The 24,061-nt window shown below is 42.6% G+C and carries 22 protein-coding genes and 1 pseudogene; 4 read left to right on the top strand and 19 right to left on the bottom strand.

The genetic code is table 11. The features are described from left to right. Window positions 1–241: 241 nt before the first annotated feature. Window positions 242–1,231 (top strand): diaminopimelate dehydrogenase, encoded by a 990-nt coding sequence (locus tag NI468_RS01170; RefSeq protein ID WP_253099171.1) that lies wholly within the window; start codon window positions 242–244, stop codon window positions 1,229–1,231. A 241-nt stretch (window positions 1,232–1,472) separates the two neighbouring features. Here NI468_RS01170 and NI468_RS01165 read toward each other — a convergent pair. The 5 genes and pseudogenes from NI468_RS01165 to glnA form a co-directional block, all read right to left on the bottom strand. Next, window positions 1,473–1,679 (bottom strand): annotated as a pseudogene (locus NI468_RS01165) (hypothetical protein). Between the two features lie 136 nt (window positions 1,680–1,815). Beyond that, entirely contained in the window at window positions 1,816–2,694 is an 879-nt protein-coding gene (ubiA, locus tag NI468_RS01160) for a 4-hydroxybenzoate octaprenyltransferase (RefSeq protein WP_253099168.1), read from the bottom strand. 5 nt (window positions 2,695–2,699) lie between these two features. Beyond that, entirely contained in the window at window positions 2,700–3,206 is a 507-nt protein-coding gene (locus tag NI468_RS01155; RefSeq protein ID WP_004279643.1) for a chorismate--pyruvate lyase family protein, read from the bottom strand. A 2-nt stretch (window positions 3,207–3,208) separates the two neighbouring features. Next, entirely contained in the window at window positions 3,209–3,484 is a 276-nt protein-coding gene (locus tag NI468_RS01150) for a hypothetical protein (RefSeq protein WP_005107419.1), read from the bottom strand. 90 nt (window positions 3,485–3,574) lie between these two features. Next, window positions 3,575–4,990, bottom strand: a complete 1,416-nt coding sequence (gene glnA, locus NI468_RS01145) for a type I glutamate--ammonia ligase (RefSeq protein ID WP_004279641.1) — start codon at window positions 4,988–4,990, stop codon at window positions 3,575–3,577. 991 nt (window positions 4,991–5,981) lie between these two features. Between glnA and NI468_RS01140 the strand changes: the two genes are divergently transcribed. Then, window positions 5,982–7,196 (top strand): tyrosine-type recombinase/integrase, encoded by a 1,215-nt coding sequence (locus NI468_RS01140; protein ID WP_253099165.1) that lies wholly within the window; start codon window positions 5,982–5,984, stop codon window positions 7,194–7,196. A gap of 177 nt (window positions 7,197–7,373) precedes the next feature. Here NI468_RS01140 and NI468_RS01135 read toward each other — a convergent pair whose 3' ends face one another. Next, on the bottom strand, window positions 7,374–8,126 hold the full coding sequence (locus NI468_RS01135) for an IS5 family transposase (protein ID WP_004782589.1): 753 nt from the start codon (window positions 8,124–8,126) through the stop codon (window positions 7,374–7,376). 166 nt (window positions 8,127–8,292) lie between these two features. On the opposite strand from NI468_RS01135, the gene NI468_RS01130 reads away from it, so the two are divergent. Both NI468_RS01130 and NI468_RS01125 read left to right on the top strand, forming a co-directional pair. Next, entirely contained in the window at window positions 8,293–8,850 is a 558-nt protein-coding gene (locus NI468_RS01130) for a LexA family protein (RefSeq protein ID WP_253099163.1), read from the top strand. Beyond that, complete coding sequence (locus tag NI468_RS01125) at window positions 8,847–10,142, top strand: Y-family DNA polymerase (RefSeq protein WP_253099161.1); 1,296 nt, start codon at window positions 8,847–8,849, stop codon at window positions 10,140–10,142. Before NI468_RS01130 ends, NI468_RS01125 begins: the two co-directional genes overlap by 4 nt. 224 nt (window positions 10,143–10,366) lie before the next feature. Here the strand turns inward: NI468_RS01125 and NI468_RS01115 are convergent, their stop codons facing one another. The 13 genes from NI468_RS01115 to NI468_RS01055 form a co-directional block, all read right to left on the bottom strand. After that, window positions 10,367–10,741: a hypothetical protein gene (locus tag NI468_RS01115; RefSeq protein ID WP_253099158.1), complete on the bottom strand. Its 375-nt coding sequence runs from the start codon at window positions 10,739–10,741 to the stop codon at window positions 10,367–10,369. Further along, window positions 10,738–11,313: a lysozyme gene (locus NI468_RS01110; protein ID WP_004646472.1), complete on the bottom strand. Its 576-nt coding sequence runs from the start codon at window positions 11,311–11,313 to the stop codon at window positions 10,738–10,740. The genes NI468_RS01115 and NI468_RS01110 overlap by 4 nt, the downstream gene beginning before the upstream one ends. After that, window positions 11,310–11,606, bottom strand: coding sequence for a hypothetical protein (locus NI468_RS01105; protein WP_004646471.1), 297 nt, complete (start codon window positions 11,604–11,606; stop codon window positions 11,310–11,312). Before NI468_RS01105 ends, NI468_RS01110 begins: the two co-directional genes overlap by 4 nt. Continuing rightward, window positions 11,587–11,913 (bottom strand): hypothetical protein, encoded by a 327-nt coding sequence (locus tag NI468_RS01100; RefSeq protein ID WP_004646469.1) that lies wholly within the window; start codon window positions 11,911–11,913, stop codon window positions 11,587–11,589. The genes NI468_RS01105 and NI468_RS01100 overlap by 20 nt, the downstream gene beginning before the upstream one ends. Before the next feature lie 80 nt (window positions 11,914–11,993). Then, window positions 11,994–12,227, bottom strand: coding sequence for a hypothetical protein (locus NI468_RS01095; RefSeq protein WP_253099156.1), 234 nt, complete (start codon window positions 12,225–12,227; stop codon window positions 11,994–11,996). Beyond that, window positions 12,220–14,307: a hypothetical protein gene (locus NI468_RS01090; RefSeq protein ID WP_253099154.1), complete on the bottom strand. Its 2,088-nt coding sequence runs from the start codon at window positions 14,305–14,307 to the stop codon at window positions 12,220–12,222. Before NI468_RS01090 ends, NI468_RS01095 begins: the two co-directional genes overlap by 8 nt. Window positions 14,308–14,323: 16 nt before the next feature. Beyond that, entirely contained in the window at window positions 14,324–14,710 is a 387-nt protein-coding gene (locus tag NI468_RS01085) for a hypothetical protein (RefSeq protein ID WP_253099151.1), read from the bottom strand. After that, the gene (locus NI468_RS01080) at window positions 14,707–15,063 is read right to left on the bottom strand and encodes a carboxypeptidase regulatory-like domain-containing protein (protein WP_253099149.1); all 357 of its coding nucleotides are present in this window, start codon (window positions 15,061–15,063) and stop codon (window positions 14,707–14,709) included. The genes NI468_RS01085 and NI468_RS01080 overlap by 4 nt, the downstream gene beginning before the upstream one ends. Beyond that, on the bottom strand, window positions 15,056–16,303 hold the full coding sequence (locus NI468_RS01075) for a hypothetical protein (protein WP_253099147.1): 1,248 nt from the start codon (window positions 16,301–16,303) through the stop codon (window positions 15,056–15,058). Before NI468_RS01075 ends, NI468_RS01080 begins: the two co-directional genes overlap by 8 nt. Before the next feature lie 70 nt (window positions 16,304–16,373). Continuing rightward, window positions 16,374–17,993 (bottom strand): hypothetical protein, encoded by a 1,620-nt coding sequence (locus NI468_RS01070; RefSeq protein ID WP_253099145.1) that lies wholly within the window; start codon window positions 17,991–17,993, stop codon window positions 16,374–16,376. Window positions 17,994–18,002: 9 nt separating this feature from the next. Beyond that, complete coding sequence (locus tag NI468_RS01065; protein WP_253099143.1) at window positions 18,003–19,967, bottom strand: hypothetical protein; 1,965 nt, start codon at window positions 19,965–19,967, stop codon at window positions 18,003–18,005. Then, a complete protein-coding gene (locus NI468_RS01060; RefSeq protein WP_253099141.1) occupies window positions 19,957–20,376 on the bottom strand; it encodes a hypothetical protein in 420 nt (139 codons plus the stop codon). Before NI468_RS01060 ends, NI468_RS01065 begins: the two co-directional genes overlap by 11 nt. Then, the gene (locus tag NI468_RS01055; RefSeq protein WP_253099140.1) at window positions 20,373–24,020 is read right to left on the bottom strand and encodes a tape measure protein; all 3,648 of its coding nucleotides are present in this window, start codon (window positions 24,018–24,020) and stop codon (window positions 20,373–20,375) included. The genes NI468_RS01060 and NI468_RS01055 overlap by 4 nt, the downstream gene beginning before the upstream one ends. Window positions 24,021–24,061: the final 41 nt, after the last annotated feature.

Below are 24,061 nucleotides of genomic sequence, written 5' to 3'. Positions count from 1 at the left end.
TCTCGGCAGCTTTTAGTGCTTCAAAATTAGCCAATCCTCGTCCAATTTAGCGTCTCATCACAAGCATTCTCAGTTAAACCTGCCTTTCTGCAGGATTAGGGTGATAAAGTTTAAGTTATCGCTCTATAATCCTTTCGAAAACAAAATATAAGTCAGATGACCTGATTGGCCTGTTTCATTTCTAGCTATCATCACCTTGCTTATTTTTGGCGTTGTTTTTTTATTCAGTGATCATTTATTTATGCAAAATTCTATTCGTATTGGTATCGCGGGTTACGGTAATCTTGGCCGCGGTGTTGAAACTGCCATCCAAAAAAATCCTGATATGCAGCTTGTCGGTATTTTTACTCGCCGCTCACCAAGCAACGTCTCTCCTTGCTTTGCAGAAACTCAAGTGTATAGCATGGATGCACTATTAAATGATTTTAGCGACAAAATTGATGTACTGATTCTTTGTAGCGGCTCGAAAGATGACTTGCCACAACAGGCTCCTATCTTCGCAAGCAAATTCAACACTGTAGATAGTTTTGATACGCATGCACGTATTCCGGAATACTATGCTGCAGTCGATGCACCTGCCCTTGCCAACCAAAAAACAGCCATGATTTCTATTGGCTGGGATCCTGGCATGTTCTCGATTAACCGTTTATTTGGTGAAGCGTTATTACCAGATGGTGAAACTTATACTTTTTGGGGTAAAGGCTTAAGCCAGGGACATTCAGACGCGATCCGCCGTGTAGCAGGTGTGAAAGCTGGTGTGCAATACACCATTCCATCTACTGACGCGATTGAACAAGTCCGCAGTGGCGCACGACCTGAGTTAAGCACCAAAGACAAACATCATCGTGACTGTTATGTGGTATTGGAACAAGGAGCTGATGCAGCAACAGTTGAACAAACCATCGTCAGCATGCCTGATTATTTTGCTGATTATAATACGACTGTGAATTTTATCAGTGAGGAAACTTTACTGAAAGATCATCAGGATATGCCACATGGCGGTTTTGTCATTCGTAGTGGTAATACCAGTGATGCACAAAAACAGGTGATTGAGTTTTCTTTAAAGCTGAATAGCAATCCGGAGTTTACTGCAAGTGTTCTAGTGGCTTATGCTCGTGCCTGCTACCGCCTGAATCAAACCCAGCAATATGGTGCCAAAACAGCCCTAGATGTAGCACCTGCCCTACTTTCAATTAAATCTTCAGAACAATTGCGCAAAGAATTGCTTTAAGATGATTTAAATATAGCCACCGATCGGATGATGGGTGACTATATTTTTCCATTCTAGAATACGGCTTGCCTAATTACTAAGTATCGAATATCTACAGTCAAATCATCGTTTGCAGAAACCCATGCAACTATCTACTACACAGACATTTGCAGTATTAGACAAGTGCAAAGGGATTTTAAATAGATTAAGGTGCTGTTGCTGTACTTTCAGACGCAGCTTGAGTTGAATTTGCCTTAACATCCTACTCTGCTTTGAGCTTTTCAGCAGCTTCTCGTGCTTCAATACGCGCAATCATATCTGCCTACTGCTGCTTGTATTTTTCCTGATTTTTAGCATCACTATTCACTGCAAGAAATGCCATACTAATTAAAAATACCGGAATACAAAGTGCAAGCGTACCGAAGATCAATAGCTTTTTGACACTGCGGGGCTGTGGCTGCTCGGACATAACAAACCTGCTTTAATTTCGTCATTTAATTACACTGCCCAATATAACAAAATAAAGTCATAGCTCAAGCCTTATAGATTAGGCAATAACAAAAGCATCCTTATAGGACGCTTTTTTCTCAGTCGATAGACAGTCACTACCTCAAAGCCAGTAGTATTCCTGCAAAAATAATCAGTCCAATCCAGCGGTTATGCCTAAACGCCCAGAAACACAAATGTGGATTTTTATCTCGAGTTTTAAACCATTGGTAAATAAAATCGAGAGCGACAACAATTAATGCAGCCAAACCAAATGGAATCAGTAAATTTTCTAGCCAAAGTGCTACAGCAATCAAAAGAATACTAATGGCCTGCAAAGCGCTAATGATCTGAATATCATATCGACCAAATAAGATCGCAGTTGATTTCACCCCAATCTTTAAATCGTATTCACGATCTGCAATTGCATATTGGGTATCATAGGCCACGGTCCAGGCCAGATTACCAAAATATAAAAGCCAGCAGGTTAAATCCGGCGTTTGCCCAACTGCGGTATAAGCCATCGGAATCGACCAGGAAAATGCCGCCCCCAGAAAGACTTGAGGCAAATGGGTATAGCGCTTCATAAAAGGATAAATAAACGCTAGAAACAAAGCCCCAAATGACCAGTAAAAAGTTTCGATTGGCAGAAAAAATAGCAAGCAGGCACTGGCAGCCACCAAAACCAGAAATACCATCATGGCCTCTTTGGCACTGATAATCCCGGTCGCTAATGGGCGGTTTTTAGTACGCTCCACATGTGCATCGACTTTACGGTCAGCAAAATCATTAATGGCACAGCCTGCCGCCCGCATAAAAATCACACCCAAAATCATGGGAATTAAAATTTCAATACGTGGCATGCCCTGAGCTGCAATCCACAGCGCCCACATGGTAGGCCAAAAAACCAGTTCAGTCCCAATCGGTTTATCAAAACGACAAAGATAATAATAGGCGCTAAGACGCTCACGCCAGGTGATTGCTTGTGCGGTTGCCATAAAAATCAAGCCCGTGAATTTTGTATAAAGTGTTCAAATGCCGGTAAAAATGTTTCTTGTACGATAAATTTACAGCCGTGCCAAGTATAGCAGCTCTGACGGGTCCAGCCCTCATCTAAAAGTACCACCCGGCGCTGGCACAGTGGATTAGTGCGCTGAAACAGAAACCAGCCAATCGGTTTGGTGCCAATATGCTGAAAAATTCGGGCTTTTTTTTGCAGGCTTAAAATCGGAAAGATGCTTTTGGCTTTCACCCAAGGAGACTGTTCCGAGCCGTAGAGATAACTTTCACGCACCCAGGAAGTATGCTGATGTGACATCTGCATCCATTTGGCATTGGCAAAGCTTAAACGCTGAAAATGCTCTTGAATTGGCTCGACATGGAATTGTCCTTGCGCCAAATCGGTCAGTTGTTGCGTGAGTGAACCCGATGCATACAGCCACGGTTTTAACTCAACAGGCAGAGTTGACAGCAACACACGCTGATTTTGATTTCTAGAACGACTATTCATTGTTAACAGTTATCTGTTTTTGCAATGATTTCATATTTGCCTTGTGGGGTTTTAATTAAAATAAAACCTTCAGTACTCAAATAAAATGATTCTGGATAAGCATAATCCAGCGCCATTTCAGGATTTTTCAGCGCCACAAATTGAGCCTGCTTATAACCCTCGGGAGTCCGCCCCACTTCAAGATAAGTCACTTCAGAGAAGTTCAACTTAAAACCTTTGTTATGATCTTTTGGATCAATCCATGGATAAAAGCTGGTGTGCTTTTTACGTTGTGCCATTTAAGCCCATCAATCATTTAAAATTATAAATAGATGATACAAAAAAACCCGCGACATGCGCGGGTTTTCTTCGCTTTAATTCGTGATGAATTACAAGCTGTAGTACATATCAAATTCAACTGGGTGAGTAGTCGTGTTTAAACGACGAACTTCTTCAGTTTTAAGCTCGATATAAGCATCAAGCATTTCTTTCGTGAACACGCCACCTTTTAACAGGTAATCATGATCCGCTTGAAGTGCTTCAAGCGCCATATCCAGGCTATGCGCCACTGTAGGGATTTTTGCTTCTTCTTCCGGTGGAAGATCGTACAAGTTCTTGTCAGCAGCTTCACCTGGGTGGATCTTGTTTTGAATACCGTCAAGACCAGCCATCAACAATGCCGCGAAACCTAGGTACGGGTTCATCATTGGATCTGGAAAACGCGCTTCAATACGCTTGCCTTTCGGGCTAGACACGTAAGGAATACGGATAGATGCAGAACGGTTACGCGCTGAGTAAGCAAGCATAATCGGTGCTTCGAAATGTGGAACCAAACGCTTATACGAGTTTGTAGAAGGGTTAGTGATCGCATTCAAAGAACGGGCATGTTTAATTACACCACCGATGAAGTACAACGCCATTTCTGAAAGGCCTGCATATTCATCACCAGCAAACAGGTTTTTGCCGTCTTTAGAGATCGACATATGCACGTGCATACCAGAACCGTTATCGCCAACCATTGGTTTAGGCATAAAGGTTGCTGTTTTTGCATATTGATGCGCAACGTTCCAAACCGCATATTTGAACTGTTGAACTTCGTCTGCTTTACGCACCATAGTGTTGAAGCTCACACCAATTTCTAACTGGCAAGAAGCAACTTCGTGGTGATGTACTTCTACACGACCTGGGCCCATGATGTCTTCAATTCTTGCACACATATCAGCACGCATATCATGTGAAGAATCTACAGGAGGAACTGGGAAGTAACCGCCTTTTACGCGTGGACGGTGACCAGAGTTACCGCCTTCGTAGTCTTTGTTAGTTGACCAAGCAGCTTCTTCAGCGATCAATGTATGGCGCGCGCCAGACATGTCGATTTCCCATTTTACTTCGTCAAATACGAAGAATTCTGGTTCTGGACCAAAGAATGCAGTATCACCGATACCGGTAGATTTCAAATATTCTTCTGCACGGCGCGCAATCGAACGTGGATCACGATCATAACCTTGACCAGTTGATGGCTCGATTACGTCACAAGTTACAACAACTGTTGGCTCTGCAAAGAACGGGTCGATAAAACCTGTTGCCGCATCCGGACGTAAAATCATGTCCGATGCTTCGATGCCTTTCCAACCTGCAATTGAAGAACCGTCAAACATTTTGCCGTCTTCAAATGTATCTTCATCAATACTGTCTGCTGGGTAAGTGACGTGTTGCTCTTTACCCTTGGTATCAGTAAAGCGAAAATCGACCCATTTTGCGCCACTTTCTTGTATGAGTTGAAGGACCTTGTTCGCCATGCTCATTTTGCTCCGATGTTTTTGTTGCACCCGTGAAGTGCGTGTTAGCAGTTGATAGTTATTAAGCAATTACCGTACCAACTTTTAAAAGTATAGATAAAATCTTGAAATCTTTATAAGAAATCATGAAGTGACAAAAATACTTTGCGGCTATTATACTAGCTGCAAAACTAAATGCACTATATTCAAGCATTCTTCATTTATTTTATTTCAGCTTTATTTTTTAGCGCACCTAAATAGTGCATGTATCTATAAAGATGTATGAGAAACATAGCTTTTTATAGCAAATATGCTGCTTTTTCTTACTTTTGTTAAGTTTTTACTTGTTTTTGGATAAAAATTGAGCGTTTTTTAGTAGATATCAGTAAAGAAAGTTTTGTGATTCATTTAGGGATGTATGCCTATTATGAGGCATTTTCTTTAAATCTACTTTCAATAGAAAAGTTTATACAAAGCTTAATTATTCAAGTGATGTTTTTTTCATCAAACTTTTAGCCTCTCTTTGCTCTTATTTTTTCATTTTTAAGTTTTACTCTAAAAAATAGTCACTTAAAAATCTCTATGAGTAAGCCCATTACTTTAAATCATGATTAAAATTTTATTTAATTTTCTACAAGTTTTTAAAGCCAATAAATTGAACGAAATTGTTGCGCCGAATGCGGCTATTTTTTGCTATGATGAAGCGTGCTTTATTTTCACACAATGAAATCAATGATTTAGTTGTGTCAGGCAAGTGCTTGCAACACGTATAAATAAAGTACGATCTGGACAACATTAGCACAGTTAAGTGCATTAATTTCAATAGGTTAAGCTCATGCTTTTAATGATCGAGAATTATCATAATAATTAAATACTGTAAAATGCCATTAAATTAAAATCCCTATGTCTTTATTATCAAGCCTTTCCAGTTAAATACCGTTAAATAGAATTAAATTGTATTAATCACTTTTGTGAGTAATATAGTGAGTAACAATATTTAATCTCTTGCGTTACTCACATGCTTAACGATACCAAGCTAAAAAAACTAAAACCAATGGAAAAAGCATACCGTATTGCCGACCAAGGCGGACTATGTATTGAGGTTCGCTCTACCGGTACAAAGCTTTGGCGTGTACGCTATCGTTATGCAGGCAAGGCCTCAATGATCAGTCTAGGTGAATACCCTATCGTAAGCTTAGCAGAGGCACGTCAAAAGCAAGACGAAATCAAATCACTGCTTGCAAACAATATTGATCCAGCTGTGCATCGCCAACAAGAAAAAGCTGCGCTGCTGTGTGATGAGAATAGTTTTGAAGCTATCGCAAAGGAATATGCTGCGGATCGTCTAAAGGATAAATCCCAGACCTATGTTGATGCTTTTCACCGAGCAATGGAAAAGGATATTTATAAAGTTATTGGGCATAAAAATATTAAAGATGTGACCTCTGCTGACGTTTTGAAGATCATGCAAAATACAGTAAAGCGCGTTAAGGGTCAGGATAACCGTGGCACTGGTGAAGTAACAGCAATTGAAAACAGAAAGAAGATTGGCTCTGTGATGAGATATGCAATTGCGACATTAAGAGCTGAGAATGATCCGACCTATGCGGTGCGTGAAGTTATTGCGCGGCCAGACGTGGAGCATGCGAGACCGTTAAGCCTGGCCGAGCGGAAAGTATTTAGAGCGCGGATCGATAGTTATGGTGGTGCCGAGTCGACGGTAAATTCTATTTTATTTTTGTTCTATACCATGCTTCGCACAATTGAGGTGCGCCGACTGCAATGGTCATTTATTGATTTTGAGGAAAGGACTATTACTTTTGAAAAGCAGACGCGAGAGCAGTTGAAAAAAGGCTTGCGACTGACCAAGAAAAATAGAACACATGTGGTTCCAATGTCTGAGCAGGTTTATCAACTTCTACTTAAACAAAAGAAGCTCACTGGCCGTAAGAGATATGTTTTTGAAGGTGTTTATAATGGCGGGATGATGCCAGCTACTACAATTAATAGAGCGCTACAGTACATCATGCATGACGTTACAGCACATGATTTTCGGGCCACGGCATCTACCCTATTGAATGAACTTGGCTATGATGAAAAGTGGATCGAAACCCAACTGGCTCATGCTGATGAGAATAAAACCCGCGCATCTTATAACCATGCTAAATACTTAGCAGATCGCAGAAAAATGATGCAGGATTGGGCTGATATTGTGGATGGGTGGAAGGATTAAATAACCCCAACACATATCCCCACATTCACATTCGTCGCAATTGAGTGAGCTGTGCAGCTCTGGCTAAGAGTCTTTACCAAGTCAATTAGTACTGTAACCGTTCATCCGAAATATCATAATTTTGCGTCACTCTATGACGCATCTTTGAATTTAAAAGATTTAGAGCCTGTTGAACATTCATAATTTGAGCCAGATATAAGCACAAGCAAGAGCGACCGTATTTTCATAACTCTGCTTGAGCTTATCAAATCTGGTGGCAACCGCCCTATACTGTTTTAGCTTAGCGAAAGCATTTTCTACTAGATGCCTGGCTTTATACAAGTCCCAGTCCATATGGTCGTTAGAAGACTGAGTGTTTCGTTTTCGAGGGATGTTATTATGCGTCCCTGCTTGTTCAATATGGGCTCGTAGTGCATCAGAATCATAGCCTTTATCGGCACATAAAACCTCTGTATCGCTCAAATTAACCTTATCTATTAAATCAGGTGCGACTTTGACATCGTGGGTTGTGCCATCTGATAAAAGAAAGATAATCGGATTGCCATGAGCATCAACTGCTAAGTGAATCTTGGTCGCGCGGCCTGCCACACTTTTGCTAATGGATTGTAGGTTCTCGTTGCCTCCATTGCTGTGCTGATGCGCTTTAATATGAGTGCCATCGATAAAGACCCACTCAAGGTCTGCGTCTTTGATCAGTAACGTAAATAATGCAATCAGCTTATTACTGCGAAACCAGCGCTGGTAAGCTTTATAGATGGTATTAGGCTTGCCAAAATACTCGGGTAAGTCGCGCCAAGGACAGCCAACACGCATGCGATAAAGCACGCCTTCAACCGTTTGTCTAAGATTTCCTTTGTCATAGATATTAAGTTCTAGTAATATAGGTTTCAGTCTTGTCCAGTGTTCATCTTTGAGCATGGTGCGAGGCATAGCGAACGATATCTTTTTTGTGTGAGAACTTAAAGATTAACCGTTCGCTATTTTTTTTGCCATTAATTTATACCCAATGTTCAACACGCCCTATTTTATTTGTTTGATTTTTATCGAGTCTTTACAATCTTGATTATTGTTACAAAAATCAAGGAGTCGTAAAGTTATGAACAGTACTCATGGGGGTTTTCGAGCCGGGGCAGGTCGAAAAAAGTCTGAAGAGACTAAAGTTATTCGAGTGCCTGAATCTAAAATTCTTGATATTAAAGAATACCTAGAATCTCTTAAAAAAGAAAATGAAATTAGTGATATCCGTCAGTTTGATCCTGTCACAAAAATAGAAATACCCTTGGCAACCGAACGCGTTCAAGCTGGATTCCCCTCGCCCGCTCAAGATTATATTGATAAAAAAATCGATCTGAATGAGTACCTCATTAATAATGCGAATGCTACTTTTATTGTTCGTGCGGATTCTCTTTCTATGCTAAATGCAGGAATTGATATTAATGACGCCTTGGTTGTAGATCGCAGTATTCAGGCTAGGCATAGAGATATTGTGATTGCCAGTATCGATAATGAATTGACAGTGAAACGGCTAATTATTGATGTGAAAGGTTGCTGGTTGAAAGCTGAGAATGAGGGTTATCCAGATATTCATCCCCAAGAAGGTCAGCAATTTGAAATCTGGGGTGTAGTCACAAATGTAATCAAGAAATTCAGATGAGCTATAACAATGAAATATACGCGCTCATTGATGTAAATAATTGCTATGTAAGCTGTGAGCGCCTATTTAATCCTAAACTTAAAGATGTGCCGGTCATTGTTCTTTCAAATAACGACGGCTGTGCAGTTGCACGTTCCCAAGAAGCAAAAGATCTTGGTATTAAGATGGGTGTTCCCCTATTCCAGGTTAGGGATATTGTCGAAAAACATAATGTACAGGTACTTTCGAGTAACTATGCTTTGTATGCTGAAATGTCTCAACGTTTCCATTCGATTCTGGCTGATTACGTGGCGCCAGGTGAGCAGGAAGTTTATTCGATTGATGAGTGCTTTTTAAAGCTTACTGCCTATTCTGAAAATTATGACCTGGTTGAATATGCGCAAAATATGCGACAGCGGATCTTGCAGTGGATCGGATTACCGGTTTGTGTTGGTATTGGTCGATCAAAAACCGAAGCAAAGCTTGCCAATCATATGGCTAAAAAGGCTAAACGCTTTAATGGGGTTTGTGATCTGGTTTCTATGGATCCGAAGCACCGAGATTATTTTTCGAGTTTGATTGATGTTTCCGAAGTCTGGGGAGTTGGTCGTCAGCATAGTAAAAAACTAAAAGGCTTAGGTATTAATACTGTTCTTGATTTAGCCACCTCTAATCCACATCAAATGGGAAAACTGTTTTCAGTGGTCGTGCAGAGGACTGTCATGGAACTGCAAGGGATTTCATGTATCGAACTTGAGCAGGCTGCGCCAACCAAGAAGCAAATCATTTCATCACGCTCATTTGGCGCACGGGTAATAGATATCCAATCATTATCTGAGGCAATGAGTGGTTATCTGCAGAACGCTGTTAAGCGGTTAAGAGAAGATGAATCTCTTTGTGGTTGTGTGATTGCTTTTGCCCAGTCCAATCCTTTTGACAAGAACAGACCTTTCTATAACAAGTCGATCAATATCGGATTTGCTGAGCCGACTGATTGTGCTGCCGTCATGAACCGGGCTGTAATGAAGCGAATGAATGAGCTGTTTCAAGAAGGAATCGAGTTTAAGAAATGCGGTGTAATTTTGACTGCAATTGAGCCAAAATCGACATACATATATGACCTTCTATCTGATAGTACTCAAATAGAGAAGAATGAGAAACTTCAATCTGCCCTTGAACAGGTTAAGGTGAGATTTGGAGATAAGAAAATAGCAATTGGTCCATGCAAAATGCATGGTCGAACATGGGCAATGGCCAGACAAAATCTGACTCAGAACTATTTTAGTTGGGAGGGGATCCTGAGGATTAATTAACAACTAATTACTTATTTTAATGATAAACAATGCCCTCAAATGAAGGCATTTATCTATTTTATTGGAATATTGCTTTCTGGTGAATCATTCAGTTTTATCTAATGGTTTTCACAATTGCAGCATGACGCGCTTTGCAGTCGTTATATTTAGCCACTACATCAATAGACCAGACTAAAGCAACCTTACCCTGCCCTGATTCCAGCTTTTGCAAATCAGGACAGGGCTCAAGGAGGTTTGCTGGTATCACTGGTGATAAGTGAGTTGATGGCTGACACGCCATCATCATCAAAGCAATGGTTGAGATACACAGGACGATCAATGATCTTTTGCACTTCACGTGTAACCGTTTCGACCTGCACACGTTGCTCTGATCTTGTTGCTTCATAATCGGAACTCATCTGGTTAATTTGATTTTGTTTTTCAGCCAGAGCCTTGAGATGTTTTTGTTCTATCTCTTGAATTTTTACTGTGCATTGTTCACCAGCCTTGCGCAGCTTTCCGCTTAAGTGATTGGTGTAAGCAACTTGCCCTAGCCATAAAAAGAAAAAGACCGCAATTGCGATCCAGTGTTTGTATTTCCATAATAGATTTAGAGTCATTTTAAAAATAACTCCATTTCAATTTTCCTGCGATTCACCAGACCTTGCAGGCGTTTGCCACGAGCATTTACCCATAAGCCAAATTGATCAGCTGCCGCCTTATAATTTTTCTCATTCAGCCTTTTGACCAAAGTGGATTCTTCAAATGCGGTAGGTCCAATGTTATAGGCCAATGAAACCAAGGCATCAAACTGATTCTGATTGATCGGAACATTGACTGCGCTATTGACGGTTTGCTCGAATTTTTTCAAGTCATGTTGCATGTAGCTTTTGGCTTGTTCCAGTGTGCAGGTATCCCCTTTTTTGACACGAATACCATTTAGGTATTTTGTGGTGCCATAACCAATGGTCCATACCCCCACGCCATCATCATAGGCATTGAGCCGTAGGCTTTCAAAATTACGGATCAGATCAATACCACTTGGGCTGATGCTCATTTCATCCGTAGCGATACCCAGCATACTGGTGACATCATCGTAAGCAGTTGCAATCAGTTTGTCAGCAGCATCAACCTGTTTCTGGGTGAGTTTGCCGCCGCTAATCTTTCGCAAGAAATCAAAAATATGTTTCATGGGTTGTCACCATCTTTATCCGTATTAAAAAATTTAGGACGTGCACCACCCTTACCCCAAATATAGAGTTGTCGGGTAAATAGTGCGAATAAAATGCTTACCGTGGTGTAAAAAAGGGTTCCAGCTGGACTGGGCGAATACTCATCTTTAACAAAAAGTGCTGCCCCAAAAAGGATCGACAACACCAATAGAAAATCGATGTGTTTTGGGAGCTGGATTTTTGGATGAAATGCCATGATTGCAAACGAAAATATAAACAATACCAATGCCGTCTTACTTATGATTAGCAGCATCTTCATTCTCCTTTTTGACTAAACCAAGAACTCTTGATCGAGCCAAACTCAGCAATGCTTCAGCTGTACTTTTACCAGCAGCGCCCAGAATGAAACCAAATAGTTCTGGGTAGTTACCGCTAGCAAGAAATAAACTTGCCGGTTTAGCAAAGACCACACATAAAATGAAGCCGGCAAAGAATCCTATCCAGCGATCCCGGGTTGGCTCCTTGCTTAATAGAAAGCCAAAAGTTGCACCCAGCACACCTGTAAAAAGGATGTGTGAATGGTTCTTTATGCTTTCCAATACTTGACTAAGAAAGTCCATATACATCCCCTTTAGTCATACATACCCCTATTTTTTGGCAATAAAAAAGCACCTAAAAAGGTGCTGTTATTTGGTTGAGTTTAGACTTCTATTTCTGAGTGCTGGCCAGTGGGTGCTGGTCGCAGGATCACTTGATTGGAAACAAATACTCTGGCACCCAGGTTATAAGCTGTGCCGGATGTGCAAAGTACTGGACCGGATCCTCCATCAAGCTGTACCCGGTATTCTGGGTGCTTCACTGAAGTAATGGTGCCGATGTACTCAGCATGGGTAGGATTTAAAAGCTTCCGCAGTTCAAATAAAGGATTAGTCACGGCTGATACGCTCCACGCTAATGGTTTCATTGACCTTTTCGTGTGAAAAGCTACCTGATACCGAATCAATTACGCCCCACCACTGGCCATTAAAAGCGATGGTTTTTCCGGGTAACATCTCGCCAATTTCCTGACTGACCGGAATATCTGAGAAAGTGTGCAGCTCCTGAATATTGGCTTTGACCAGTTCATTTTTGCCGAAACTGGCACCTGACACTACATTAAATAGTGGACCCGTGACTGTCTCTAACGGCACATCACCCGAGGTTCCTCGCTGCTGTACTTTTAGACTCTCACCGCTGCGACTATTCACCACGGTAATGGCATTAAAATCCGCGACATATTCATCATTCTGCTTGATGTTCTGCTGCATGACCAGGCTTTCAGATAGCAGAATGTCGTAATCATCTACTGTCATCGTATCCCAATAACCTTTCTGGTAGCGGGGTAAAATGGTCAGTGTATTGCGCGCTTTCTGGCTATAGATAAAGCCACCACCTGCATCAACAACCTGCTTTATTGCATCAATTGGTGCCAGTTCTGCATAACTCAGGCTTTCAGTAGGTACGATCCAGCCCAACTCATCAATCAGTTTCCAATCCAGAGCTGTATCTGCATTGGCTCGATCCAGTTCAGCCTGCACCAACTGTACAGAGGTTCGTTCATTGTCCTGAATAAATGAGCGTGAAGGTGCGTACTTGTCAGAATTCAAAGCTGTCACACTTCGGCCTGGGTAAGTGTAAAGCACACTGGCAAAGCGTCGGGTCTCTTCTGGATCTTCCAATAAAATATGATGCTCAAATCCATTGATCATGACTTTAAGAATCACCGGCTGCCCATCTATCGGTTGCAGCTTTTCCTTTTCAGAGTGAGCAACTGTCACAGAATAGGTCCAGCACCACTGTGATCGGCTGGCACTGTATGTACCATCCATAACTTTGATCTTCTCGCCGGTATCTAATCGCTCGGCTATTAGTGTATTCACGAAATACCACCAGTTTCTTTTCGGCAGTGCTGGAATACAGTCATCTGCACCAAAATTTAAAACAACATCATGTGAATCAACGTCATGACAAAGACAGATAAAGTTTAGATCTGTGCTGCCTTCATATTTGGGTGTTTCAGGCTTTGGCCATGGCAAAACCGGATGCTTGCGGTAATGAATTGCTTTGGCTTTATCCCAAGGCAAATCTGACTGGGTAACAATCTCGAGGCTTTTATCCCAATCAAATGAAAAGCGGTGCTCAAACACCTGAGCCACTTCATGTGAATAAGTAAAAGTCTTGCGCCGGCGGATCATTTCCTGCCAGACCGTTTCCCGGTTATGCCGCAGCTTGAACGTTTCTTCATGCAAGTAACGCTGATGAATAAAGCGCTTATCGCCTTCTTCCCAGATTATGTATGCATCAGAACTTAAACCGGTGGCTTGCTCATGTAGCGATCTAATTGCTCGGGTTAAGAATCCTGCTTGCTCATGCCAAATATCCACTTGATTTGAAATCACCAAGCCTTGGTCATAAAAAAGAGCCTCTTTTGAGACTCTTAAGATTGGCTTGGCCCATGGTATTTCTGTAGTGCTTAAGGCTGTGATGGCCTTCTGGTATCGCATGTCAAAACCATAAGACACACCGACCAGATGATTGATATCGAATAACGCTTTAACTTCAAATTGAAATTCAGTATCTAAAACGGTATCAATCGTGCACAGGTTTTCACTAAATACCGCTTCGATTTCAAAGCTAAAACTGGTGTCTAAAACCGCATCGAGCTGACCAATGACATCAGTATTTTCACTGAATACAGCAATAACATCAAAGCTAAATTCAGTGTCGAGCACTGTATCTATGACCGCAGTATTTGCACCACTATCCGCATAGACTGCGGTGACCTCAAATGAAAACCCGGTATCAAGCACAGTATCGATTACAGCAGAAACATCTTCGCCAAAATTGAGATTGGTCGAGCCATCAGCTAGATGCTCAAAATTTAGAATGATGTTATGGCTATCAGCATTATCAGGCTTAAAGTTTAGGTTTAGGTTGTGAGCATCAACGGTGCCAAGCTTATTTTTAAAATCCACATGAGCACCCTTTAATTTAAGGTCTGAGTTTTATTGATGTGATGGCCAGTGTGCCACCAAGTGCTAAATTGGTGTTAGCCAACGCAATATCTGTACCTACTGTCAGATCCGTAGCGACCTCACCAGCACCGTTGTAGATCCGCGCCCATGTTGCAGTACCAGCCTTTATTACAGTGGCGGTATCCGTTGGATGAAATTCAACATAAGTTGGCGTGACTTCCTTAATACACGGTTCGGGAAATACTAAAGTGACTAATGCATTGTTTGAGTCTGCTGCAACCGCAGGGCTGACTGGCTTCACACCCTCATAAAAAATAACGGCAGCACTTTGGCCACCGTTATCCATAAAACTGGCAAAAGCTTGAATCATGGCAAGCCGAGCGTTGATTGATGTTTTACTCATTTTGCGATCACCTTGTCCTGAATGACTGCGTTATATTGATTGTTTGGGTCGAAAGCCACCACGAAACACTCAAGCCCTTTCGCAATATTTTTAAACTCATAACTACCATCGGATTTGGACTTAACCTCCCAAAGCAATTGACGGCTATCTCTGCGAAATACACATACAGGCACTGGTGAAAAGTTTGCACCTACTTTTTTAGTAGTGCCTTTAATCCTTCCATACCCCTGCCAACTGGCAGAAACTACAAGTATTTTTTTAGGATTAAAGCGAATCACTTTTGCTTTTTTTGCTTGTAGCTTCTCAGGATTAGCTATATATCCCCCAAAAAAATAACGTGCCAACTTAAACATATTTCACCTCATCAATAGGAGATGTACAAAACCACGCATTTTGTAAACTTGAGTATGAGGAGATACAATGTGTTGGACAAAGCACATCCTGCTCAACATCCCGCTGAATAGATGGGGTATTTTGTGCCAATGGGCTTAAGTAGCTAGTTGTCCCACACTTTACACACATCAAGCAATTCGGCTCGATATATCCTAAAAATTGCCCTGTTGAATAATCATAGATGGCTATTGGCTCAGTCGTTGTAGTATTGAATGCATCAATATTGACAGGTAAGTAAGTATTTGTCGCTTGCGGTGTAGCAACGGTTTTGTTGGAATTCGAGCTTTCAACTACCATTTTTACCGCGATATTTCCACACATTCCACGCAAATAGTTTGTATAGTTAATTGCACCACCACCAGTGGGTGCGCCAGATGCTAAGCCAAAGGTATAACCAAACACAACAGGGTACTTAAGTAAATCATAGCCAATATCAATTAACGGATAAAATCCGTTGACTATGGCATACGAAATATTATCTCCCGATGTGTAGCCGGTGTTTGTGAAGATTGATAAGTGATAAGCACTACCCACAACATTTGCTTTACGATATGTATTGCTTCCTTGAGCATAAGTCCAATTATTTTGATTGCTGTTTAGGCCGACAGTGAATTCCCATTTTGAGATATTTGCTGTATGTGTTGTGGCTTCACGTGTTTCTGTTTGAGCATTTACATCGGTAATCACACCAGTTGCTATATTGGCGGTTTTACCAATGCACACCAGTACAACATTGCGGTGTTCTGCATTCGCCTGAAAAACGAGACGTAAAAACAAGTCCGAGCCATCCAAAGCCTTAAACTTATAAAGATGAACATAAGGTTGTTCAAATAGCAGCTCATACCCAAGCGGTGCAACCTTAGTTGTGAAATTTCCAGCAATTGAAGTTGGTGCGCCATCAAGCGTGAATGTGACGGTATTTGTAGTGACCGAATCAATCCAGAATTCACCACCATTAATTAACGATAAAGCGCCTGAATCTATTTTTAAAACTCGATCCGATGCATAACCGTGTGTACCACCATAGGCAAAAGTAACCTGATTTCCTGCCACCGCAACACTTGTTACTGTCTGCTCGTTATAACCCAGTGCCAACATCTTTTTAAATCTGTCCGGAAATAGATTTTTAGAACCAGGGCTAAAATCCAAACCAGTGTCTGAAAAATCAAACAGTTTTGTTTTTGTCTGCTTCATTGCCATTTTTATTTACTCATAAAAAGACCGCATAGAGCGGCCATATGTGATTTAACTTTTTTAATTACCCGGTCTTTTAAACAACGCGGTCAATGTCGCCACGTAGCATGATCTGGAACTGATCTGACAATACTGCAGGTTCTGACTGTTTGACGGTACGAATCACCCAGACTGGAAAGTTTGCTGCAATCGTGTTGAAGCGCAAGACGTTACCATTGGCCCACCCTGCACCCCAGCCCTCTTTTTTAATGGTGAAATACGCTACGCCAGTCACTGGGTTTATCGGTGCATAGTCTGTACTGACTGACCCTGTAAGCGTTAAGCGACCTGTATACTCACCAACACAGTAGAAGCTTTCTGGACCTGTAAAAACAATCGCCCATCGCTCTTGAATTGCACCCTTATTCGTGATTTGAATCGGATAAAGTGAATCATTAAAATTCGCTGAAATTGCCGATCCTGTTGGCTCATCATTCCATACACTACTCCAAGCCTGTTGTACAAACTTTCGTGTATAGCGTGCCTGCATATCACCAACCACCAAAGCAGATCCGACAATGGTATCGACCGCATCATAGTTATGGGTTAAAGGTTTGGTAAAGGTTAGTTGGCCATTAATCTGCACATCACGGATCAAGCCCATGTCTTGATAGCGATACTTGATTGTTAGCGGCGCAACCAGATTACCCATCACAAAGTCACCCCCGAGCGTCACGCGACCATAGTCATAATCAACAGTGTATAGATCGAAAGCTACTTTTGTTCCGTTAGTATCCTCAAGTTCTGCCCATGAAATACGCTGATCATTCAGATCGTATGTGGTACCTGCAATTGCACTGGGCAGCTCTTGTGCTTTGCTTGAGCTGACAATCCCGATGCCACCCACCCTGAAAATCGGTACCCGACCATCAATTGGCAAACGTGTCGCAGACAACCCTAGAATTTCTGAATCTAGCGGAATGTAGGTATAAGCCACTGCGTTATAGCGCACGGATGAAGCATCCACCCAGACCGGAACATTGATATAAGTGTCCAGACCTTCCTGATATTCAAGTAAAGGGTCATACCAGTCTTTGGCCTCAATCTCTGCTCGATTGGCCTCAGTGATTTTGGTTTTGGTATAAAAGTAAATCGTTACAAAGCCATTATCCCAATTGACCTGACCATGCGCCCGACTGGTTTCAATCACCCCATTCTCATCAGCGGTTAGTGTAAGCTGGCCGAATTCAATGGTACCTACAACCACAGTTAATGATTGTGGCCGGATTGGCATGATCGGCGTTCTAAAGCTGATCTTATTGACTGGCAACAAGTCAGTTGTAGTGGTCAAGGATTCCAGAGTAATCGTGTTCTCTGCATTCGGTGTCCATGAGTCGATTTCAACAATACCGGTACCATACTGGATCACACCAGACTGAATCCCGCTGTTATTCGCCGGATTCACATTGCGATACAGCAAGCCAGTACGATCCAGAAAGGTATCAGCGCCCACCTTAAATCGGGCTGAGCCTGTCAGAATTTGCTCATCAAAACCGGAGGATAAATCCAGCTTGAGTTTGTTTGCCGTCACGGTATGAGTTGCCGAGTTTGAGCCGGATGTATCGCGGTATTTCACTTGAACATCAACAGCATTAAGGGCTTTTAATTCAACCTGCTGACCTTGAATGTCTGACGTTTGTGGAGAATAAAAAGACATATTTCCTCGCTAGGCAGCCGCATAGGTAGCCATAGGTGTAAAGGTTTGCACAAATCTGCTCGCTGTACTTTTTGGTGTGACTTCAACTGCGCCAGTGGCATAGATAATGGTGCCTTGCACTTGACCGCGGCTATTCACCAGATTGCCCATAGTTGCATTCACCGGCACATCTGTCAGGGTTACAGACCCTGTAATCCCCTCACTGCTTTGAAGTGGAATTTTTAACTCAACACTATTTGGCTGAATTGCTGGTCCGGTACCAATGGTGAAATTTAATTTGTGGTTTTCATCGGGAGTAATATTTGGTTTGGATTGATTAAGTGACGACCCGTAGTTATGGATCACCGAAAAGACTGTGCCTTTCTGCGGCAACTTATTGGGAATGATCTTGCCAATACCGGTAGCATAGTTAATTTCACCTGTCGCATCACCCGTGAATTTGCCTTGAGCGTTAGAAGTCGCTGTTTTGGCTACCCCTTCAAGAGTCCAGTTAATGGTGATACCTGGCAATACACCTGGTCGCTCTAAATCAAACTCAAAAGCAGCTTTTTCTACACTCAAGTTTGATCGAACAAAAGTGACAATTGGTGTGCCCCAGTTCAGCAGAATTGGTGTGTCTACATCGGGTAGTGCGCCAGTCGTTAATAACCATGAGCCAGTTTCATAGTTGATCATACCTGAACCAAAAGATGGACTGGCGGCCTTTAATTGGCCTGAACCATCATCTTTAAGCTCATAGAACTTGCCCTGCGACATGTATGAAATCGAAAGTGCACCAGGTGCAGGAATTGGAATTAAAACTCCGGTCCAGTTGGTGCTTTGGTTATTCTGAGTCACTGGAATCGCATGACTCTGATAATACTGGTTCGGTGCAGCGGCTGGCTTGAACCTAATATTCAAACTTGAGGTGCCAGCTGGCGCTGCTGCGGTCCATTGAATCAAACCACGCTGGTAATCAATCGTACCGACTTGCGTACCTTGAGTATTCTTTAATAATCCACCTTGGTCATTAATTTGCTGGCCTTGCAAGCTAAAAGACAGACTTGATGGAATTACCGCAGAGCCAATGTAAAGGTTCTGGCTGACACCAATCACCATATTCGGGTAATTGACTGTAATAGTGTCTTCATTACCCGCTACCAGTACCACACTTTCACCCGCTGCATTGACATCAATAATTGGAGTTCCGGTCTGGGTGGATGGAATTAGCTGAGCAAAGATACTTTTGGCATTTACCGTGAATTCACCCACATTGGCATTATCTGCCAATGCAGTCGATGAATAGTAAAGGCCGGTATCCGCAACAATCGTATCCCGAATGATGGTCTTGGATTTCTCACCGTTGTACCACTGACGTGCTGATAATCCGACAAAATCAATTTCCAGTGCATCATTGAGTGAGTAAGTGGCAACCTTGTATTCCACGTTTTTGCCATCCACCACCATGACTGCGGTACGAGTTTCAACCTTGGTGATTCGTACGTACTGCTCACGTTCTAATACCTTGCCTTCATCACTGATCAGGACAATCGTATCCCCAACGGATGATTCAGTTTCTTGCGGAAACATGGCCACCTGCAGCGATGACATACCTTTCCAGTGGGTATCCAGTGGTGTACCTGCGATCTGGCCGCCTTTTGCTAGGTAGTTTTCCACCCGGTTCTGTGCAGACTGACGCTCATCGGTCCAGTTTTTGGTGCTGAACAGCAATGCCGATACGTTCGGATCTTTCGGCAATTCAGATACAAATACTGTTGCACCCATGAGTAAATCAGTGTCTTCAGTCGTGACTGCTGGAAAGACCTTACGCATGGAGACATCACCCATGGTTCGATCCATTTCCGACACATCATTGAACAGGTTATTGCTGATACCATCTTGAACTACAACACCAGAATATTTACCACCGCCATCAGAGTTATCAGTCAAGCGTTCAGACTTGTAAATCACTAAATCCTTGGTTTCAATCGCCATCGTCTAACTCCGTAAAGCGTAAGGTCACATTAAAATAATCATCCAGTGATACAGCTGGAATTCCTTTCACCGGTGCAGCCTCTAAAGCCCCATCCTGGTGGTTAAATTTGACGGTGAATTGCCGGTTGTCATGCGGCTGCTCAAACTGCAGTCTGAAATTCTCACCTTGCAGCTTGGACCATTCCAAAACAGTTCGTAGTTCACGTAGCTTGATCCAGCCCATTTGCGGATCTGCTGGTTGTAAAGTAATTGGTCGACCCGACTTCTTCTTGCCCTCCTGAATGATCAGAGAGCCATCCATGGTATAGGTCTGATTCTGTTCAATGGCCTTCCATGAAAATTCATCAGGCCATAAAAAACCGTCCTCTAATGGGACGGTTTCTGATGTTGCTAAGCGGATAAGCTTCATGTTGAACCCTTAAGTGTTCCTAATTGTTTGAGGATCTGAGTTAATGGATTTACTTGATCAGCATTAACCTGAGCATCCACATATTGTCCATTACCCGCCTCGATCCGAATTGTGGTCTTTGGAGTAGAGTCAATATCTCTAGCCGATGGTACGGAAGGAATAGACGGCGCGTAGTCGTTCAGGCTACTGGAACCGGTAGAAGCCACATTGATACTGCGAAGCAATTCATTAATCTTGTTGGTACCATGTTGCGTAGTAATTCCCTTAGCCGCTGCATCGTCATACATCTGTCTCATGAGCGTATCTAGACCACCTACACCGCTATTACCATAACTTGCCATCTTGGCATCACGATCTGCTTCCATGGCTTGCGACCAGATATTACCCGCAAGTTTTTTGGCATCTTTATCGTCATAACCTTGAGATTTCAGCATAGAGATAACATCATTCTTGTTATAAGAATCATAGTTATCCAGACTGCCAAGCGATTTACTTTGCTGCTTCATGGCCTTATCAAATTCGCCTTTGGCCTTGTTAACTGCATCAGCCCATTCTTCGGTAGATGACTTAGCGCCGTCTATTGCCCGGGTAGCAGAGTGAACACTGCCCTCAATGCCTTTAACCCCGTCACGAACCCGATCCGTTGATTGGCGCATGCTGTGGAGTGAATCATTCGCTTTATCTCCGGCCTCTACAGAAGCCTTGCCGGTATCATCAATTTGAACCTTGAGCTTTTGTGTAGCATCCGCAGCATTAAATGCAGCTATGACTCCTGCATCACCAGACAGTGCTACTGCTTGGGCTGCTTTTTTGTGTGCTTGCTCAATCCCTTCGGCAGTGGCTTCACCACTATTTCGAATTGTGTTGTAGTCCATTAAAGCCTGTTGAGCAGACAGCTTTAATTGTTCCTTGGTTTTGATCCCGACACGCTCAAAGGCCTTCCCTGTTTCATCCAATTCATCTGGCAATTCAGCATTAGCCTTACGGATAGCCATAATGCCGAGTTCAACCTGCTTGGTTGAGAATACTCCTTGGGCCTCAAACTCACGCATCTTGGCATTTGCTGCATCAATCTCCGCCTGGCTTTTGGCCTTACTAAGCCAATCCTCCCATGCCTGGTAAAGAACATCACCGGCCTGTTTACCTGTATACCCTGCCTCATCCAACTTAATCTTAAGTCCATCCAGTTCATTTCCGGAACTAGAAAAAGACTTGGATACTTTATTCAGAGATACATCCAGATCCACGCCAAACAGCTTAGCAGCAGCAGATGCTCTTGAATACGCCGTTTCAGCCACTTGGCCAGACCCGGTATTAGCTTTATTTAATTCAGCTATACGTAAATCACGGTTATTGGCCAACTCTGCTTCTTTAGCGTTGATGGCATTAATTGAGGATTGGGCGGAGGCTAAGGCGTTCAAATCACCAGACTTTTTGGCTTGTTCAATCTGCTGTTCCAGAATTGCACGTTCAGCTGTTGCCTGTTTCTGATAAGCCAGATATTCCTCATCGGCTTTCTTAACATTCTCCTTGGTCAGTTTGAGAGCTTCTTCCTTTTTAGCGGCACTTTCGGCAGCCTGCTCTGCACTCTGACTTGCCTGAACACTAACCTTGCCAGCCTCATCAATGGTGACGATGTAGCCTTTGGTTAATAGATCGGCCTGCATCACGCCATCCATGACACCGCCATTGGCCTTGATGGCTGCCTCGGCATAATCCTGAACCGCATTTAACTTTTCGGACTCCGTAGCTTTTTTTCCATTAACTTCTGATTGCTGATCAGAAAGTAATTGCTCCAACTCCTGCTTGGATAAAGCTAATCTTTCTGCTGTTTTTTGTCCTTGAGTTTGAGCTGCCTCATTTAGGCGTTGTACACCCTTTGACTGAAACTCTTGGGCCTCACGATCAGCTTCAGCGTAATACTCCTTGGCTTTGTCTTTCATCAAGTCGGCATTGGCTGCGAACTGTTTACTTACATCCCCCCAAGTAAGTGCAGCCATAACACTGTTTGCAGCAGAGGCAAGCATAAAGAAGTTGCCTGTCGCAACTTTAAGGATAATACCGATTGCTGTAAGACCATCGCTTACAAAGCCAAATGTAATTCCCAGTCCTTGGAAAATTCGCTCCAAGAAGCTAACTTGTTCACCTGCAGATGAAACCCCTCCTGTGAACGAGGAAAAAATAGATAACGTGTTTGTTATTGATGTGCCAAGAGTATCGAGAACAACCACACCAAACTCATATACCTGGGCTACCAGATCCTTAACCGCATCATAAGCAGCAGATATGGCATTTTTGAAGGCATCAATAGTGCTTGCATCAATCCCGCCTTGCAAATCCCCAATTAACGAAGCAAGACCAAGACCAACATCATCCAGGAATACTTTTATAATTCCCAGATTATCAGCTACTACAACCAAGGCATCAGCAACAGCGGCACTCGAACCATTAGCCTGATCCATTTCACCAATTACAATCTGCCACGATGTAGCTATACGCTGTAGAGCGTTACTGATAGTAGTTGGAAACTGGTTGTAGGTTTCTTGGATCTGGGTAGCCTGGCTTTGAACGGCCTTGATAACTCGCTCTGACGAAAGCTCGCCATTTTCAGCCATCTTGCGAAGCTCACCAGTCGTGACTCCCAAGCCCTTTGCTAAGGCTTCAGCTAAGCCATAACCATTCTCCATAATGGAGTTGAATTCTTCACCACGCAGCACACCACCCTGCATAGCCTGAATAAACTGTTGAACAGCTGTTTCACTTGCTTGTGCAGAACCACCACCGATCTGAATTGCTTGGGTAACTGTTTTAGTAAGGTCTAGCGCTTGTTGCTGCGTCATCCCCATTTCTTTGCCGACTGTATTCAATCGGGTGAATAAGCTAGCTGTAGCATCTAGACTGGAATTAGTGGCTAATGCTACCTGATGAACTCCTGCCATTGCAGAAGAGAAATCCCCTCCTTCACGGGTAGCAATCTGAATGCGTACAGATAGGTTGGTATATGAGTCAGCTGCTTCTGCCAATTCACGAAGACCTAAACCAATACCAATACCGCCCATAACCCCAATAAGGGCGGTAAATCCGGTTTTTAGTACCCCTATTCCCTTCTGTGCCGTCTGAGCAGCTGTATCCGTTTCTTTTAGGCTTGTATTGGCTTTGCCCACTTCTGCCTGAAATCCGCTAAAAGCCTGATCTGCTTGCTGAACTTCTTTTTCAAGTTGATCAACCTGAACTTGTGCTTTTTCAATATCTGCAGGTGAAGCTTTAGTTTTTGAAAACGCCTCAAGGTTTTGCTTGGCTTGAGCTAAATCCCCTTTAAGTTGGCCTAATGCTTTTTCAGCCTTATTACCAAAATCTGTAAAATTGCCTGCTGTAGATTTTGCATTATCACCAGCATCTTTGATAATGCCTGTAGCAGTATTTAGAGACTGAGAGAGCTTGTCTGCTAATTCACTGGTGCCTTTAGGGATAATATTTCCCATTTCCTTTGAGGCATCGGTAGTCGCCTGTTTTAACCGCTCCGATTCTTGTTTTATTGCGTTAAATACTGACTTTGCTGCATCTTCTGATTGCTTGATGTTGCCAACGAAACCTTTAGTGTCGGCATCCATGATTAATTTGAATGTTAAATTTTTACCAGACATACTGACCTCTAAAATTCAGGCAATAAAAAACCCGCCGAAGC

Source organism: Acinetobacter lwoffii (assembly GCF_024129355.1).
Classification (GTDB): Bacteria; Pseudomonadota; Gammaproteobacteria; order Pseudomonadales; family Moraxellaceae; genus Acinetobacter; species Acinetobacter lwoffii_I.
The sequence above is the reverse complement of the archived record's forward strand: the minus strand, read 5'-3'. Positions and strand labels throughout refer to the sequence as shown.

Bases quoted from the DNA above. Each gene is read 5' to 3' on its own strand.
- NI468_RS01105 (WP_004646471.1), bottom strand. From the start codon at position 11,606: ATGCTGCTAATCATAAGTAAGACGGCATTGGTATTGTTTATATTTTCG.
- glnA (WP_004279641.1), bottom strand. From the start codon at position 4,990: ATGAGCATGGCGAACAAGGTCCTTCAACTCATACAAGAAAGTGGCGCA.
- NI468_RS01135 (WP_004782589.1), bottom strand. From the start codon at position 8,126: ATGCCTCGCACCATGCTCAAAGATGAACACTGGACAAGACTGAAACCT.
- NI468_RS01075 (WP_253099147.1), bottom strand. From the start codon at position 16,303: ATGGCAATGAAGCAGACAAAAACAAAACTGTTTGATTTTTCAGACACT.
- NI468_RS01085 (WP_253099151.1), bottom strand. From the start codon at position 14,710: ATGAGTAAAACATCAATCAACGCTCGGCTTGCCATGATTCAAGCTTTT.
- NI468_RS01150 (WP_005107419.1), bottom strand. From the start codon at position 3,484: ATGGCACAACGTAAAAAGCACACCAGCTTTTATCCATGGATTGATCCA.
- NI468_RS01100 (WP_004646469.1), bottom strand. From the start codon at position 11,913: ATGGACTTTCTTAGTCAAGTATTGGAAAGCATAAAGAACCATTCACAC.
- NI468_RS01155 (WP_004279643.1), bottom strand. From the start codon at position 3,206: ATGAATAGTCGTTCTAGAAATCAAAATCAGCGTGTGTTGCTGTCAACT.
- NI468_RS01140 (WP_253099165.1), top strand. From the start codon at position 5,982: ATGCTTAACGATACCAAGCTAAAAAAACTAAAACCAATGGAAAAAGCA.
- NI468_RS01170 (WP_253099171.1), top strand. From the start codon at position 242: ATGCAAAATTCTATTCGTATTGGTATCGCGGGTTACGGTAATCTTGGC.
- NI468_RS01080 (WP_253099149.1), bottom strand. From the start codon at position 15,063: ATGTTTAAGTTGGCACGTTATTTTTTTGGGGGATATATAGCTAATCCT.
- NI468_RS01060 (WP_253099141.1), bottom strand. From the start codon at position 20,376: ATGAAGCTTATCCGCTTAGCAACATCAGAAACCGTCCCATTAGAGGAC.
- NI468_RS01065 (WP_253099143.1), bottom strand. From the start codon at position 19,967: ATGGCGATTGAAACCAAGGATTTAGTGATTTACAAGTCTGAACGCTTG.
- NI468_RS01055 (WP_253099140.1), bottom strand. From the start codon at position 24,020: ATGTCTGGTAAAAATTTAACATTCAAATTAATCATGGATGCCGACACT.
- NI468_RS01070 (WP_253099145.1), bottom strand. From the start codon at position 17,993: ATGTCTTTTTATTCTCCACAAACGTCAGACATTCAAGGTCAGCAGGTT.
- NI468_RS01125 (WP_253099161.1), top strand. From the start codon at position 8,847: ATGAGCTATAACAATGAAATATACGCGCTCATTGATGTAAATAATTGC.
- NI468_RS01115 (WP_253099158.1), bottom strand. From the start codon at position 10,741: ATGACTCTAAATCTATTATGGAAATACAAACACTGGATCGCAATTGCG.
- ubiA (WP_253099168.1), bottom strand. From the start codon at position 2,694: ATGGCAACCGCACAAGCAATCACCTGGCGTGAGCGTCTTAGCGCCTAT.
- NI468_RS01130 (WP_253099163.1), top strand. From the start codon at position 8,293: ATGAACAGTACTCATGGGGGTTTTCGAGCCGGGGCAGGTCGAAAAAAG.
- NI468_RS01110 (WP_004646472.1), bottom strand. From the start codon at position 11,313: ATGAAACATATTTTTGATTTCTTGCGAAAGATTAGCGGCGGCAAACTC.